This window comes from Pseudoalteromonas luteoviolacea, assembly GCF_018100925.1.
Taxonomy (GTDB): domain Bacteria; phylum Pseudomonadota; class Gammaproteobacteria; order Enterobacterales; family Alteromonadaceae; genus Pseudoalteromonas; species Pseudoalteromonas obscura.
This window is the reverse complement of the sequence record NZ_JAGJEH010000005.1, coordinates 349,831-366,730: the sequence shown is the minus strand read 5'-3', so window position 1 is coordinate 366,730 and position 16,900 is coordinate 349,831. Positions and strand designations below refer to the sequence as shown.

The window sequence follows — 16,900 nt, the reverse complement described above, 5'->3', positions numbered from 1 at the left end:
GAATATATGAAAACTCAAATTACACACGTGTCACTGAAGAAAACTAGCTTAGCCTGTCTACTCAGCGCTCTTTTTTCTGCGTCTGTCATCGCACAAACAGACCTTACATCAGATAATCCAAATGCGATCACCGCATCGGGAGAAAATGGTAACTTTGAGGGCAGAACAAAAGCGTTTGATAATAATCAATACAGTAAATGGCTGACTTTCTCGTCATCAGGTTGGATAAGTTACCAGTTTTCTCAACCACAAAGAGTGACTTCCTATACACTTACCTCAGCAAATGACGTACCTAGCCGAGACCCTCAAGATTGGCAGCTACAAGGCTCCAATGATGGGGTCAATTGGTTTACCCTTGATACCAGAAACAACCAATCATTCAGTACCCGACATCAAACTAAACAATTTACGGTGGCAAACCCGCAAACATACTCATTTGTAAGACTCAATGTATTCTCAACAAATGGTGCCAATATTCTACAAATTGCAGAAATCGAAATGTTCGGCTCAGATGTTGTGACACCACCCGATAGTTTACCTATTTCACAAAGCAACACATTGAATGCCGGACAGTGGCAGCACTTTGGGCCATTTAATGTAGCGAACAAGATTGTTGCAACTACTTCGGGTACGGGCGATGCTGACCTATACATGCGACAAGCAGCTCAACCAACAACTCAAACTTTCGATTGCTCTAGCACGAGCCCCAATGCAGATGAGTCTTGTTCACTACAAGGTAATGATGTGTATGTCTCAGTGTATGGGTATTCAAACACAAGCTATACCATTAATATAAAAGAAGAAGTGGCGACTCCACCAAACGGCGAATGGAAAAAGCCACAAGTGAACTTTGTCGATGTAGATCCGCATACACAAGGTTCAATATTATTCAAACGCATTATCTCAGATCCAGCGGGGCATATGGCTAACCGCTGTGTCGACGTCGCAAAAATACTCTATCGTGATGCAGTTGAATCCAACAGATTCCGGAACCTACAATTTGAACTGAGAGCCAAAGATCATTGGGGCAATGAGTTTGTTGCCTACAAAATGGGAGAAGACGGTTCTGGTGAAATGACCATTGTTGTCAGTACCAGCCACTTAGAAAAAATTTACCGCGACAATGGTAATTCAGATTCAGCGATCCGCGATGAAATAGACGGCATTTTATCTCATGAAGTTACCCATGGTTACAATAACTCTCCACTTACACACGACAACTACGGGGACGGTAAAGCCTATTGGGCATACACAGAAGGACTCGCTGACGCCGTAAGAATTGGTGAAGGCTTACACAAAACCCGCACGCCTAATGTGAATGATCCGAAAAAATGGCTCGGTGGCTACACCACAACAGGGTTTTTCTTACACTATGTTCGAGTAACCCACGACCCAGATTTTCTTTACAAGTTTAACAAGGCGGCGAAGGATCTAGGCAATTATACTTGGTCATTTGAAGCAGCCTTTCAGCATGTACTAGGTCGTGGTGTAGATGAGCTATGGCAAGAGTATGTCACCTTCATAAATAATGGCGGTCAATTACCGTACTAACCAAAAAATATCAGCGAGAGTGCAATACCTCTCGCACATTCTTCACTTAATTCACGTCACCTTATTTAGATTTTATAGCCACGCACACATCATCCTAGTATCCACATTAGAACATGCATCCAGAATTTTGAATTAGTTTAAATAATTTACTCTATACTCCATACTAAATACTTAGCATATGTCACAGTTGTACACTATGCTGATGAGAGTCAAAAGATTATGAATATTTTATAGTTCTGTGCAGGAGTATGTGTGCTATGACAGACATTGCCAAGGTTCTTATTGTTGATGATGAAGAAGCAGTAAGGGATATGATCACCGCAGCACTAAAGCCTTTTTTTGTTTGTGAGCAGGCTGAATCAGCAAGCGATGCCTTCGCAATTTTAGAGCACTTTGATCCTCAAGTCGTCCTAATGGATATTAGTATGCCAGGTATTGATGGCTTAGCTGCATGTGAAAAAATAAAAACTGAGATTGCACCTGCAAATTGCGCTGTATTTCTTGTGTCTGGTTATAACAACCTCGATATGCGGTTACGTGCTTTTGATGTAGGAGCCGATGACTTTATCGCCAAGCCATTTCAAATGAAAGAACTAGTTACAAAGGTGCAACGAGTCTGTGAATTTATCAACTCGCAGACGCTGCTTAAGGCCAGTGAACAAGAGTCTATAACGCTCGCGCTTTCCTCAATGCAACAAGCGTCACACTACAGCTTGGTTATGCAATTTTTTAAACTTCTAAATCAATGTAGTGATCAACAACAAGTTATCAACCAATTCTTCTCTACGATGAAACAATTGGGCATGCTAACCAGTATTATGATCAAGCAGGAGCAAATGCACTTTTATGGCCCAGGAGGTACTCAAATAAGTCCAATTGAGCAAAATATATTTGAGCTATTATGCACAAAAGGACGCTTACACAATTTTGGTAGGCGTCTGATTGTCAACGAAAAGCACATTTCATTTTTAATAAAAAATATGCCTGAGTCACCAGAGGAAAATGGCGCTATACAGGATATTTCAGTTGCCATAATTGAAGGGGTCGAAGCCAAGTTAATTGATCTCGGTAGACAGCACGCAGTTGAAAAAATTGTATTAGATATTACCAATGGGATCAGTGAACTTCATACAATTTCCGAAGAGTATAAAAGCCTGATCCTTGATGTGACCAATGATCTAAATCAGCAAATCTCTTCCAGTTTCCATATTCTTGATTTAACCGAAGAACAAGAACTCTTTATTGCCAATCTAATCGCCAAAGAAGCCAAAAAACTCAGTGCAATCGAGCCAAAAATGGATCTCCTGAAGTCAAATTTAACTGACATCATTGAGCAAACTGATAAATACTTCGCCATGGAGAAAAAGTCAGTGCCCGAAGCGGACACAAATATGGATATAAATACCACCAAGCCTGAATTATTTTAGGCATAACTGAGACACTCGATTGAGTAATTCCTGAGGGCGAAAAGGCTTGCGTATCAGGCTCTCATATAACTGCGGGTCAAAATCCGTGACTTTCTCGATGTCGACATAACCACTGATCATTTGCACTTTGATGTCAGGCCGCACTTCACGCGCCCTTTTGGCCAAACTAAAGCCATTTAAGTCCGGCATTAGGACATCTGAAATTACCAAGTCGTACTGCGTACTTTGCAGTGCACTCAATGCATCTAACGCACTTTCATAGATATCCACTTGATGGCCAACTTGACGTAATAATTTCGCCACGACGTCAGCCAAAGGTAACTCATCGTCTACAACAAGAATTTTCTGCGAGGCGTGATGTGGCTGATTAGTCACCATTTCAACCACTGAATTTTGCTGGGCTTGCGACTCAATTGCAGGAAAGTAGATTGAAAACACAGTGCCTTTTTCACTCGTTTTAACTTCTACTTGCCCCTTGCTTCGCTGTATGAATGCATACACTTGACTAAGACCTAGGCCCGTCCCTTTTTCTCCTTTGGTTGAAAAGAAAGGGTCAAAAATACTGTCTAAGAACTCCTCTGGGATCCCTGTTCCAGTGTCCGACACCTCGCACCTCACATGTAAACTTGGCGAAGCGCCGACAAGATCATTTTGATACCATTGAGTTGAAGTTTTAATGATAACCGTACCGGCTTCGTTTATGGCATGTACACTGTTTATCACTAAGTTTAGTATCATGTCGTCGAAATCGTGTTTATCTAGATTCACGCTCGGTAGCTCTTCCGCTAACTCGAATATCAATTTAACATCGGCTTTGAGTGACTTTTCTAAAAGCTGCTGACTCTCTAGCAGCGCCTTGTTTAAGCTAAATATTTCACTCAATTCACTTTCTTTTTTCGAAAAACTTAATAACTTTTGAGTTAAATTTGTAGCACGCTCACCCGCTTTAACAATGGCTTGAATGTAGCTTCGTGAATCCTCATCTAACCCTTCTTGCATCATGATAATATCGCTATAACCTAGCATGATACCAATCAAGTTATTGAAATCATGCGCGATCCCCCCGGTTAATTTACCTAACGCATCCATTTTCATCGAGCGCCTCAACTGCTCTTCCTTTTCCTTTATATTGGTCAAATCAACACAGTTGCCAATGAAGCGACGAACACCATTGGGCATAAGAGGTAATTCACTGATTGATAAGTGCATTGGAAAAACACTGTTATCTGCTCGCTTTCCCACGACTTGACGACCAATGCCAATTACTTGCTTTTGTCCAGTTGTCATATAATTTGAAATGAATTGGTCGTGATGCTTTGCAAACTCATCTGGCATGAGCGTCTTGACGTTTTTGCCAATAACGCTTTGTGCCTGATATTGAAAAGCCACTTCTGCGGCCTTATTGAAGGTGAGTATTTGCCCTCTATCATTTATCGTGATAACTGGGTCGACCATAGATTGCAAAACTTCATCCTTTTCAGCTTCTTTTAACTCAAGTGATTCAATAACGTCGTGCAACATCGTAATGTCAGAGATCAAGGATGCATAACGCGGCGGCTCGCTCTGTGTATCAAACACCGTAAAGCTCTGCCACTCCGTCACTCTTTGCTGACCTTTTGCATCTGAAATAGCAATTAGCTGCTTGGCTGCATATTCATCTGACATGGTACTGAAGAGGTAACGCTCAAGTTCAACATTAAATTCTGAGGTGACAACTTCTGTCAAATTGCTACCAATCAGCGAGGTTTGGCTAACACCAAACAGGTCTGAGGCTGCCTGATTGCAAAATACGATGGTCAGAGATTTATCCCATTCAATAATTGCAAGCGGTGCGTGACGAACCAATCCAGCTAGTCTTTTTTGTGTTTGCTGTAGTGTATAGTCGGTTCTCTTTTGAATCGTAATATCGGAAATAACGCCGGCCATCGCGTATTTGCGATCTGCTCTTTTAACGATGGGAAAAAGCGTGATTGCACTATAAAAGGTCTCGCCACGCCGCTTATAATGAACCTCTTCTCTTATATAGCTATCTCCGGTCATGACCGAGTTCATGCGGTTATCTATAAAGTCCGCAATATTTTTTGGACAAGCTTGCAGTAGCTCTTGTGCGTTTTTAATAGGCGTAGTGACAGATAAAAACTGTTTTAGCTGACTGTTTAGATAGGCCACTTCTGCATTTTCTTGTAGTAAAAATACACTTTCGGGAATGTTTTCAATGATGGAATAAAATTTACGCTCACTTAGCTGCAGCTGTAAATTCAATTCAAATTCTTTTTGTTGGTCAACAAATGCTACCAAGTAGAAACCTTGTGCCTGTTTTTTTAAATTCAGTTTAGTGACGGACAAGTTTATTGAATGCCATTTTTCTCGATACAGCCAGAAACTTTTCACGCTTTTTCCGCTATTTCGTTCAGCCTCAATTGACAAGCTTAACAACTGATCAGTATCGCATGTATGAGACAGCTTGAAGAATCGCTTGAATTTCGCGAATGATTGCGGTTGAGATGTAAGGTAAGACTGAGCGACATGATTAAGATCTAAAATATGGCCCTGCTCGTTAACGATAACCACAGCATCGGTGATCCCTTCAAACAAAGCTTGAAAATAATCTTTTTGTTCTCGGGTTGCCGCGTGACTCGCCGCTAGGTCTTGAAATAGCCTATTGCTTCTGCGAGCAAGTTCACTGATCTCATCCTTTCCGCCTATCTCTATTAAAGTAGTACTATTATTTGAATTATAAGTATCGAAGTGACGAAAAATTTTCTGCAGCCGATTTCGAATCGATACGTGAAATATAAGCGCAACTAAAAGCGCGGTTACCAACATAATCACAAATAATGGTGTAAATGCGTGCATCGTTGAATTTTGAATGTACCTTGCCACAAGTGAATAATCAGCCAAAATTACAAGGTGTTTATTCTGATCGACGTTTTGCCCAAGTGAAATAACGCCAACCATCACTAACATATTGGTTGTTTTATCAAAATATGAGTAATCTTGCTCGTTTGACAGGGCATTGAGAACCTCAAGAGTTAGCTCAGGTGGCATGTCAAATGCCGTGGTCAATGCCTGAGCGGTAACACCACGATACTTTTGATTTGTACTAATTTCAACGTGACCTTGGGTATTGAACACCACAGCTAGAGCAACTTCTGAATGGGTTTTCATTAAACTCAGATACTCTTCAACCACATCCATTCTGTTTTCAGAAACCATAAATTCAATGGCCGTTTTAGCTTGCACAAACAGACTGCTCACTTCGTCTAACCTTGTCTCCAAATGGCTATCGGCCGTCTGTTTCAGTGTAAATATGTGCAAGGTTGCTACTTGCGCAAGTAATCCAAACACCACAACAACAAAAATCTTAAGGGCAATAGGAATTCGAGCAAAATTACTAAGCCGCTGCATAATTCAGACTGAAACGAATTGACGACGGAGCGAGACAGAAGTAATCGATAGCAAAGTAACCCTGCTAAAAACCACAACGTGTTGAATAAGAGGGACAATTCTAACCACATATACTCCTGCAACATAGCATCAATGCATTGAGCATAGTACAAGGTGATTAAATCACCTACTCGCAAAAGATTTGGTATCGATGTAATGAGTGTGATGCCAAAGGAGCTGTGTAAGGGGTCATTGCTCCCCTTACACTCTATAAATGAAGCAAGTTAATCACAGCAAACCGTATTTCGACATGCTCTAATATTATTGATATGGCAATATGCAACAATCAGGCTTCCTATCATAGTCAAGATAGTTTCCCCGTAATCACCAATCAAGTCGTGACCAAAAAGCGCAGCTACGCTTAACGTAAACAGGCCAACAATACCGGTCGTGAAAATACGCCATTGCTTATGAGCTTTGCAGCCGCTGTACAGGGCCAAAATACTGGTTAGCAACACACCAACCAATAATACTTGATGAAATGCCTCTTCTTTTAAAAAACTCGTAGCTAAAAAGGGCAACAATGTGATTGCAATAGGTAAAACCAAACAGTGCGCCAAACACATCACCGCCAAACCGATAGACACTCTGTCACCTGCTAATTGATAGTTGCCAAGCATTAATCTCTCCACACACCAAAAAGAGATAATATAACATAATATTTCAGTAATAGAATGCTCCATATCCACTATCAAAAACGAATACATGCTCCCTAGAACCTATGGATGTTTTAAAAAATCATAAAAAATACATGCCAAAATCATCAAGGATTTTTACTTATTCGCTTAGATAACCCTTACCCGAAAAGCAAATAAACATAAAAACCCAAACAACAAAACAAATAATTAACCCCATTAATGTTTTTTCAGTAAACTAGCGAGATAAATTAACAGTTCACAAGGATCATTTATGAGTACGACTACCGCAGACATTGAAATCGCACAGCAGCAGGATTCCCCATTGCTAACCGCCCCCATTTTTAAACAGTTTTGTTTTTTAGCAATCCCTACTATTTTAGGAATGCTAATCAGTGGCTTATACAGCTTTGTAGATGCCCTCTTTATATCTCAGGGTATTGGCGCACACGCTATGGGGGCTGTTTCTGCTGTATTTCCAATACAAATGCTGTTGATCGCGATTAGTACTATGTTAGGTAGCGGCATGGCATCTTTGGTTTCACGGTATTTGGGAGCAAATCGCCAGCAAGACGCCAACCAAGTATTTTCAGCTTCTTTTTTACTTGCTATTGGATCCGCATTTATATTGTGTGTTCTAACGTATCTTAACCTAGACAGTATTTTTAATTTGCTGGCTGTGCCTGAGTCACTTAAAGCGCAGGCCACCAGCTATATCACACCGATCATACTATTTTGGGTGGTAGGCTTTATTTGTAATCAAATTACTGAAGGGTTTCGTGCTTCAGGCAACCCAAAAGCAATGATGCAAGTGTTAACTACGGCCTCAATCTTGAACATCGTACTTGATGCCCTCTTTATCTTTGTATTTGAGTGGGGAGTTGCAGGAGCGGCTTGGGCAACGATTTGCGCTATCAGTATTGCACTGGCTATCGCAATACAGTTGCAACTAAAAGGTGAAAGCAAAGTCCAGTTTCATAAGCAGCAAGTTTTTAGCCCGCTACAAATACACACAAAAATTTTAAGCCTCGGACTGCCTGTTTTGTTATCCCATGGCGGATTTTCTGTCATCCTTGGTGCAACGGTGTACTCAATATCTACGGTATTTGCAGATAATTCTGAGCCGCTTATCACAGCGCATGGAATTTTAGTGCGCAGTTACATGTTCTTATTTTTGCCCGTTATCGGCATGATGGTAGCGCTGCAAACCTTAGCGGGCTTCAATTATGGTGCAGGTCAATACCAGCGTGTTTATAAAGCATATATAGTCGCATGTGCGATGAGTTTCGCTTGGGGACTTATCGTGACCTTTATATTGTGCTTTAAAGCCCAATGGCTGATTGCCATGTTTACTCAAGATCAGCAAGTCACTGAACTGGGTGTTCAAATCGCACTCATCTCATTTTGTGGATTTGCCCTATCAAGCTTTTGCATGATGTCTAGCGGTCTGTTTCAGGGAATGGGTAAAGCAATTCCCGCTACAATGCTAGATGCCGCCCGTACCTATATTCTACTTTTACCCCTCATGGCAGTGCTACCTGAACTGTTCAACCCAAGTGCTCTATGGTGGTCTTTCCCCATTGCAGACATCGTTGGCGGTCTATTTGCGCTGAGTTTTTCACTCATCACCCTTAAAAAGCTAATAAAAAATAACTAGATCGGCACCAAGTTATAAAAAATTCATCTTAGTTTTTACATTGCAAATAAACAAATACCGATTTACCTATTGTTTTAGCACTTTAGGTAATCGGTACAATTGCAAAGCAAATTCAGATAAAAAATTCAAGCAATCACTTGTAAAACTTACCCACTCCCCGGCACTGGCATACTTTGATTAAATCGCGAGCAAAACCTTCAATTTAACTAAAAAAACCCTTTAGAATCTTATTATTATGAAATAGTCCGATGAGGCTATTTACATCCCCTGTCCCTAAACTTAGCGCCACGTGTAATGCACTGAAATCAACTCTCCATAATTCATACATATTTATCCCCAAATTGAAAACAAAAATTCATGTACCAATCATGAAACTTGAACACAACTTTATCCCAAAAAAACAAACTAAAGCTGATTTTGCAATAAAGTAAATGCACAAATTGCAATAAATAAAACAATTTAAGTTTTGTTACAGACCGAAAATATCATTATTTTAATAACATTTCAGTGATCATTGTTAATTATTGCAAACGTTAATGGTATCATTCTCCACAACAGATATAGCGAGTTTAATTAATCATAATCTATTGATTTTATGGAATACGAATTTAACACTTTCGTGTTTCAGTGAATAAACCGGCTTAACAATGATTTTTAATATTTAAATAATGTTAATTATTAATGAAGTTTCATTTAGAGCTACAAGTTTTTAGGAAAACTCAAGGAAACATGGAACATGACGGTTAGAGAAAACACCATCTCAATCATCGGAGCGGGCATTTCAGGTATTTTTTGCGCGCTAACGTTAGCAAAATCAAAAGAGTGTAAAAATACAACCATTCGGGTTTATGAACATAAGGATCGCGTAGGTGGTCGCGCACATGCAATAAAAGTCAATGATCATTATGTAGACTTAGGTGCAGGACGCTTTTCTTCGGGGCTTCATCATAATGTCAAAGAGCAAGTTAAGTTGCTTGATTTGGCGTATGAAAAATTCCCTTTTACACAACTAAAACGACCGCAAGCATTGCATAAAAGTTTAAAGAGCATTCTGAAAAATTTGAAACCACTTTGTGATGAACATCCCCACGATTCATTTGAAGAATTTTTAACTATTTACGTAGGTAGAATCCAAGCAAGAGAGATGATCAACGCATTAGGTTATGACTCTTTAGCTCTGCCGAATATTACGCCTCATATCGCTTACGATATAATTGAAAAACACCCCGAAATTCAGGGGTTTTCTGACAATGCCGGCTATGAGTGGTTTAACTTAAAGGAAGGCTTTTCGGCACTGACCGAGAAGCTTTATGAGCAGGCTCTGGCACACGGTGTTGAGTTTCATTTTGGGCATGAGCTGATCAGCCTAGAAGCTGATACCACAGCCCCTTCACTCATATTAAAGAAAGACAATCAGCAAACAGTAGTCATAGACGAAGGTGAAATGATTTTAACTTTTCCTCCAACAGCTATGAAAAAGCTAGATTGTGGTTTCCCACAAGATTGGAGCAACTACACCTATGGTTCAATTCCATTGTTCAAAGGGTTCTTGTTTTATGATACACCTTGGTGGCAAGAGCTAGACTTAGCCGATCATGTTGTCATTGCCAACAGCCCGATGCGCAAGCTGTATTTTAAGGACAACAGATATGTATTTTTTTATACCGACAGTGAATATGCCAACTTTTGGCGTGACGCCACATTAAAAGGTGAAGCACATTACTTACAAACGGTAAAAGAACTTATGGCAGAGGCGCTAAAGTGTCATGTAAGCCAACTCCCTGATCCAAACAATCACACATACAAACACTGGGTACATGGTGTTGAGTTCTCTCAAGAATCTTGCCCAAACCACCCTGAGACACTTGAACATAAACAGTCTCATATCATCTCAGCATCAGATGCTTACACATCTCATTGTGGCTGGATGGAAGGCGGCATCATGGCCGGGACGAGTGCTGCAAATACCTTACTTGCGCGAATTAAGCAATCCCAAGTAAAGGCTGTAACAAAGAGTGAGCTTGAACACGTTTAACTGTCATTTGATAAAGACATACTGTAAACAAAGTAACTAGGAAGTTTTAAATAAATGAGTATTCTCGATTTTCCCCGAGTTCATTTTAAAGGGGTTGCGCGTGTCAATGTGCCAACAGGTAACCGTAATATCAACAATACCTTGGATATATCGACAAACACGGCGATCAAGGATGGTAAACCCTACGACGTATCAAAACCGCCGCAAGCCTTTCATGACTACGTAAAGTCACTGGGGCCAAAATTTAATGCGCAGGGCCGTCTGGACGATGAAGGTGAATTTAACCTCGCTGCTGGTTACAACATGTGTGGTAATAACCACTTCAGCTGGGAAAACACCTTAATTACATCGGTTCAGCTAAAACCTGGAGAATACATTACCGAAGATAAGTTAGTCGGCAATAAACTGTCGCTATGGGGGCATTACAACGAATATTTGAGAACATCATTTAATCGCGCACGCTGGGTCGACAACGACCCGACTCGAAGAGATTCGGCACTCATTTATGCTGGTCAACTAACTATCACGGACCCAAAATCGTCTGCCAATACTGCACATATTTTGTCAGCAGACATTGACTGCACACATGGCGTGCGATGGATTAACCGTGGCTATATTGAAGAGCCGATTAACCACTTTCTCCATGAAGAAATGAGCGAAGCTCGCCTGTTTCAGTTCACGGTAAAAAAAGACAGTGAAGAATTTATATTTAATCAACTAGGTCTTGAGTCAGAATTTCTATCAGCATTGAAAGATAAGCTACAAGACCCAACGGTGAAAGGCTTAGTGGTACAGTACTGTGTAAGTAACCTGTCTCCACCTATGACACCTAACAAACCCGTTTTTTGCGAATTACACGGCTCCATTGGTTTGTGGTATGACGATGATATGAAAACCTCACCAACAGGACGAATTTTAAGGCCGGATAATAGCGAGCAGTACGCGCCTATAGCGCTATCAGTTAAAGATAATTGGCTCAGTTTAAACAGTGCGATTAGTTTTCCCCATCAAAATTATGAGCAAGCTATTCCCGTTCAAAACGGCATGCCACCCGCACTAAGTGACAAGGTTGACTTAGGTAACCTGTACTTAAAATCTAATAGTGGTCAGGTGGTAGCCGTCATACAACCACAAGACTATTTAAGCAATCACCTTAATGCGGGTATCATTGATATTCAATTGCCTGAGATCGATGCACAATTTCATCAGCAATCTCTCAAGTTATGCTCAGAGCGCCACACTTGGTACGAAAGTGACTGGTATATTCAAGCTGAGCAACACATCCTCTCTATGGAAAGTCCAAACACGAAGCTAAATAAGCCAAGTACCCAGGCACTGGATATACGCAGTTACTACCGAGGTGAACCTGCATCCGTTAGCCAATTGGCCACTCACGTGTTAACACCTGACAAAGTGGCTTGCTCTCCTTTTGTCGAAACAGATCAAAATGGACGAGGAAAACTCGACATTGAGAGCCTTAGTGCAGGCAGTGCAGAACTCTTTTTAGGTGAGTTTTACAGTCCAGTGCAAATCCGTGTGCTTGCAGATGATTGGGCATTGGCTGACACGCCGACAGAGCTGGTTGACTATGACTTTCTCTATACCCATGTAATGGCCTATTACGAACTTTTTTATCCATTTATGACTGAAGCGGTATTCAGTATGGCGGATAAGTGTAAATGTGAAACCTATGCCCGACTAATGTGGCAAATGTGTGACCCAAAAAACCGCGACAAAAGCTATTACATGCCAAGCACTCGGGAAATGCCGGAAGTTCACTCACAGCTATTTTTAAAGTACCTGTGTAATGTAGAGCAATCTGCGATGCCAAATATATTGCCATCAGCGCAATCCGAGGCCAAGATCAGCGGCAAAATCAAAAATAAGAAGCAGCTGATCAGCGCACTAAAAGACGCTGTGGATCTAGAACTTTCAATTATGCTGCAATATATATACAGCGCCTATTCATTGCCCAATTACGCCATAGGCGAACACTTGGTCTCGATCGGACGTTGGAACGAGCAACAACTAGAACTTGTAAACGGTGGCGAAGACAGACGGCTCAATAGCGGCTGGCGCGGTGCATTACTTGAAATCGCACACGAAGAAATGATCCACTATTTAGTGGTAAACAATCTCCTTATGGCATTGGGCGAACCATTTTATCCGGGTAAGCCAGTTTTGGGAGAACAAGCAAAAGACACCTTTGGTCTCGATACAGAGTTTTCGTTCGAACCATTTTCAGAGCACATAGTTGCTAAGTTTGTTCGCTTTGAGTGGCCAGCATTTTTCCCAACCGTCGGGAAGTCTATTGCAGACTTTTATGCCGATATCACAAAAGCAATCGATGAATTACCTGACTTATTTGGTGCAGAAAAGATCAATTTGGGCGGCGAGCACCATTTGTTTCTTAATGAAATTATCAATCGAGAATATCCGGGCTATCAGTTTGAAGTTTATGATAAGGAGACAGCCTTATTCGCTATTAACTTCGTGACTGAGCAAGGCGAAGGTGTTGCCGCAAACTCCCCCCAATTTGAGGTCAGTCACTTTAGTCGTTTGCGAGCGATCTCGAAAACCTTAACTAACAGTGATATCCCATTTGAACCAGCATATCCAGTGCTGAAAAATCCAGTATTTGAAGCGCGAAGCGGGTGTAACCTCGTGACGGACCCCGCAGCAGTAGAACTTATGCAGTTTTATAAAGGTTGTCATGAATTAATGTTCCAGCTGATGATGCAACACTTTGCTATCAGGCCGCTGGGCAGTATGCGCCGTTCACGATTAATGAATGGTGCTATCGATCTCATGACGGGGATTTTAAGGCCACTTTCAGTGCTACTTATGACATTACCTTCAGGCGTACCAGGGAGAAATGCGGGTCCACCTGTGCCTGAAGCTATTGACACACACGTATTTCCAGACCTAGAGCAAGGGTGTATGGCCATATCTGAGCAATGTAAAAAGCTTGCAGCTATGGGCAGAGCTATGGTCTGTGCAAAACCTCCAACAACACAAATCGAGTTATTAGAGTTTTTTCAAAATCAGATGCATGAAATCGCAACTGGCAAACTTTCAAGGGAAGCTTAATCATGAAGAAAATAATTGTCATTGGCGGCGGTCTAGCCGGTGGCCTGACAGCCATATACTTAGCAAGACGTGGATACGATGTACACATCATAGAGAAACGTGGAAACCCTCTATTGAGCCAAGCAGACTACATTGATCAAGTCAGCTCACGCGCCATTGGTGTAAGTATGACGGTGCGGGGCATAGAGGCTGTGGTTGCGGCAGGGATCCCGCTTGAAGAGCTTCAAGCATGCGGTGTAGAAGTATCTGGCATGTCATTTTTTGTTAAAGGAGAGCCAAAAACACGTGAACTACCACCGCTTGATAAACTCAAGCCGCTATCTCTTAGTCGCAGTGCTTTTCAAGTTTTGTTAAACAAATATGCAGAGCTTGCTGGTGTGAACTATCACTATGATCAACGCTGTATCGAAGTCAATTTAGATAACTGCTCAGTGATGACAAAAGACAGCAATGACACTTTTGTCACTCATAAAGGTGATTTACTTATCGGTGCAGATGGTGCGCGCTCGTGTGTCAGAGAAGCGATGCAGTCTCATTGTAGACGTTTTGAGTTCCACCAATCTTTTTTCAAACATGGTTATAAAACACTGGTTGTACCCGATGCATCTAAAGTCGGACTGCGCAAAGACCTACTCTATTTCTTTGGTATGGACTCAGCAGGACAATTTGCAGGGCGTGCTGCGACAATCCCCGACGGTAGTATCAGCTTTGCAGTTTGCCTTCCTTATACTGGTCAAGTGAGCTTGCACAGCGACGACAGCACAGCGATGCGAGCATTCTTCGACAAATACTACCCAATGGTCCCGGAAGATATTCGTCAAGATATGTTTGAGCAATTCATGATTAAGCCGAGCAATGACTTAATCAACGTGCGGTCATCTACTTTCCACTATAAAAACACCGCATTACTAATTGGCGATTCAGCCCATGCGACAGCACCATTTTTAGGTCAAGGGATGAATATGGCGCTTGAAGATGCCTATGTGTTAGATACCTTATTTGATCAGTATGGCGATGACTTTGCAAAGATCCTCGAAGAATTCACCGCTCAGCGTAAAATTGAAGCCGATGCAATGCAAGATATGGCTCGTGCCAACTATGAAGTCCTTAGTTGCTCAGACCCCATCTTTTTTATGCGCGCTCGATTTGCTCGCTATATGAATCAGAAATTTCCAGATCATTACCCGCCAGATATGGCAGAAAAACTTTACTTCACATCAATGCGTTACAGTGAATTAAGAGACAAGCAAGAAAAGCAAAACGTTTGGTACAAAATAGGGAGAATGAATTAATGAAGATTTTAGTTGTTGGTGCCGGTCCATCAGGTTTGATGTTTGCAAGTGAAACCAAAAAGTTAAAGCCAGAGTGGGAAATTCGCATCATTGAGAAAAACCATCCTGACGCAAACGTTGTTGGTTGGGGTGTAGTTCTGCCAGGGAGAGCGCCGCATCACCCAGCTAACCCACTGTCTTATATAGAAAACCATGAAATATTGGACGCCCAGTATTTAGAAGACTTTAAACTAACGCATCACAATCAAAGTGCGTTAAAAAGTACAGGCGTTACCTTATGTGGTGCCGAGCGAAAGTCGATGGTGCGTGAACTTAGGCAATTATGTCAAAGCTTAGGTATCACCATAGATTATGAACAGCCTGCCGTAGAAGATGCAGAGCTATTGTGCAACGAATACGATTTAGTCGTTGTTTCAAACGGCATCAACCACACCACGACTTATTACCGAGACACCCTTAAACCCAAAGTGGAATTCGGTAAAAACCGCTACATGTGGTACGGCACGCCAAAAACGTTTGATGCCATGAACTTGATCTTTAAGTCGCACTCAAAAGGTATTTTTGTCGCACACTCTTATAAATATTCAAGCACGATGAGCACATTCGTCGTCGAGTGCAGTGAAGAAACCTATCAAAAATCGGGGCTTGATGAAATGTCGCCGCAAGAAGCAGAGAAATTCATCGCTTCTGTCTTTGAAAGTGACTTAGACGGCAATCCGGTTATGGCGCAAGAAGGCTTAAAATGGCGTAACTTTATGACGCTTAGCCATGAGAAAGCATATGACGGTAACGTTGCTCTGCTCGGTGACGCATTGCAGTCGGGCCACTTCTCTATCGGTCACGGTACGACCATGGCCGTGGTTGGCGCACAAATCTTGGTTAAAGCCGTTTTCGATAACCCCGACAATGTTGAAGCTGCATTGGCTGACTTTAACCAGCACGTTATGCCAATCATGCGCCTATTTGACCAGCATGCCACCATCAGCCGCCTGTGGTTTGAAACGGTCGAGGACAGAATGCATTTGTCTACGGGTGAAGTCGCTCAGAGCTTTGCTGAGCGCCGTGGCGAGCTTCCACCATTACCCGCAGCTTTAGGCCAAGCGCTTGAAAGAGCCCTTGCCCGCGGAGACAAATAATATGGATCTGCACAAACAAAAGCAGCCCCCTAAGCTCCCTGCGCAGTGGAATAGCAGTTACATTTCGTACTGGCAACCAATGCAGCCGGAAGACCATATCACGTCCGGTTATTGTTGGTTTGATTACAGTAATAATGTTTGTCGAATAGATGGTTTGTTCAACCCTTGGTCTGAAGAAAAAACCGGCCATAGATTATGGATGTCGGAGATAATGTACCCGGCAACCAATGAATCTTTTAAGTCCAAAATCGCTTATAGTCGTGCGCACATGGATCAGCAAAGCTCGTTTCAAGAGCAAATATTGAACGATGAGGTTGACCCTTGTCACGAGTTGATCTTAATGCAAGATGTGCTTGAGCAATGCAACGCCGAGTTGATAGGCACATGTGAGGTGATGGGCATTGAAGCTGATATTTGGCACTTTGAACGACCTAACGGCAAAGGACCAGCCACTTACTATTTCAAAGCGGATACCAATCAACTTTTGCGAATGGTCACAGGCGATCCACAAAAAATGGCATCGGTGCGAGATTTCCCCAATTTTAATACTCGAGAAATTGACCCAGAAATTTTTCAACCGACCCCATTAAAGCAACCAGAGTAAGACACCCAATCGCATTGGGAATGAGG

The 16,900-nt window shown here is 41.8% G+C and carries 10 protein-coding genes; 8 read left to right on the top strand and 2 right to left on the bottom strand.

The window, feature by feature from the left end:
• Nucleotides 1-6: 6 nt before the first annotated feature.
• Nucleotides 7-1,551: a basic secretory protein-like protein gene (locus J8M00_RS13055; protein WP_211010745.1), complete on the top strand. Its 1,545-nt coding sequence runs from the start codon at nucleotides 7-9 to the stop codon at nucleotides 1,549-1,551.
• A 257-nt stretch (nucleotides 1,552-1,808) separates the two neighbouring features.
• Complete coding sequence (locus J8M00_RS13050; protein ID WP_211010743.1) at nucleotides 1,809-2,978, top strand: response regulator; 1,170 nt, start codon at nucleotides 1,809-1,811, stop codon at nucleotides 2,976-2,978.
• On the opposite strand, the gene J8M00_RS13045 is transcribed toward J8M00_RS13050, so the two are convergent.
• Nucleotides 2,970-6,386 (bottom strand): hybrid sensor histidine kinase/response regulator, encoded by a 3,417-nt coding sequence (locus tag J8M00_RS13045; protein ID WP_211010741.1) that lies wholly within the window; start codon nucleotides 6,384-6,386, stop codon nucleotides 2,970-2,972. The two genes, J8M00_RS13050 and J8M00_RS13045, sit on opposite strands and share 9 nt — an antisense overlap.
• Before the next feature lie 263 nt (nucleotides 6,387-6,649).
• Nucleotides 6,650-7,045, bottom strand: coding sequence for a MerC domain-containing protein (locus tag J8M00_RS13040; RefSeq protein ID WP_211010739.1), 396 nt, complete (start codon nucleotides 7,043-7,045; stop codon nucleotides 6,650-6,652).
• A 289-nt stretch (nucleotides 7,046-7,334) separates the two neighbouring features.
• Between J8M00_RS13040 and J8M00_RS13035 the strand changes: the two genes are divergently transcribed.
• The 6 genes from J8M00_RS13035 (at nucleotide 7,335) to vioE (ending at nucleotide 16,874) form a co-directional block, all read left to right on the top strand.
• On the top strand, nucleotides 7,335-8,717 hold the full coding sequence (locus J8M00_RS13035) for an MATE family efflux transporter (protein WP_211010738.1): 1,383 nt from the start codon (nucleotides 7,335-7,337) through the stop codon (nucleotides 8,715-8,717).
• Between the two features lie 736 nt (nucleotides 8,718-9,453).
• The gene (locus J8M00_RS13030) at nucleotides 9,454-10,752 is read left to right on the top strand and encodes a flavin monoamine oxidase family protein (protein ID WP_211010735.1); all 1,299 of its coding nucleotides are present in this window, start codon (nucleotides 9,454-9,456) and stop codon (nucleotides 10,750-10,752) included.
• A 54-nt stretch (nucleotides 10,753-10,806) separates the two neighbouring features.
• Entirely contained in the window at nucleotides 10,807-13,842 is a 3,036-nt protein-coding gene (gene vioB, locus J8M00_RS13025; RefSeq protein WP_211010733.1) for an iminophenyl-pyruvate dimer synthase VioB, read from the top strand.
• A gap of 2 nt (nucleotides 13,843-13,844) precedes the next feature.
• On the top strand, nucleotides 13,845-15,134 hold the full coding sequence (locus tag J8M00_RS13020; protein ID WP_211010731.1) for an FAD-dependent oxidoreductase: 1,290 nt from the start codon (nucleotides 13,845-13,847) through the stop codon (nucleotides 15,132-15,134).
• A complete protein-coding gene (locus J8M00_RS13015; protein ID WP_211010729.1) occupies nucleotides 15,134-16,270 on the top strand; it encodes a tryptophan hydroxylase in 1,137 nt (378 codons plus the stop codon). The genes J8M00_RS13020 and J8M00_RS13015 overlap by 1 nt, the downstream gene beginning before the upstream one ends.
• Before the next feature lies 1 nt (nucleotide 16,271).
• Nucleotides 16,272-16,874 carry a violacein biosynthesis enzyme VioE gene (gene vioE / locus J8M00_RS13010; protein ID WP_211010727.1) on the top strand — a complete coding sequence of 201 codons (603 nt, stop codon included), beginning with the start codon at nucleotides 16,272-16,274 and terminating at the stop codon, nucleotides 16,872-16,874.
• The last annotated feature ends 26 nt before the right edge of the window (nucleotides 16,875-16,900 follow it).